Here is a 219-nt window from a genome sequence, read left to right on the forward strand (position 1 = left end):
CTGCCGAGGTCGTGGTGCTGGGTGATCTGGCCGAGTTGGAGAAGGGCCTGGCCGATGGCGCGCGTGCACCCGAGGTGGTGTTGGCTGCGGTCGGTACCTCGGAGGGGGATACGGCCGGGGCGGTCCGTACTGCTGCTGCCGAGGCGTTGGTGTTGGTGCAGCGGTGGCTGGCGAGCGAGTGGCTGGGTGAGTCGCGGCTGGTGGTGACCACCCGTGGGG

General features: G+C 70.8%; 1 protein-coding gene. It reads left to right on the forward strand.

Features of this window, described 5'->3' with window-relative positions; genetic code table 11:
• Positions 1-219 (forward strand): hypothetical protein (locus FVS66_RS34815; RefSeq protein ID WP_187645387.1); only part of this gene is annotated, 219 nt, incomplete at both ends.

It is taken from the genome of Streptomyces sp. TRM49041 (genome assembly GCF_008271805.1).
Lineage (GTDB): Bacteria > Actinomycetota > Actinomycetes > Streptomycetales > Streptomycetaceae > Streptomyces.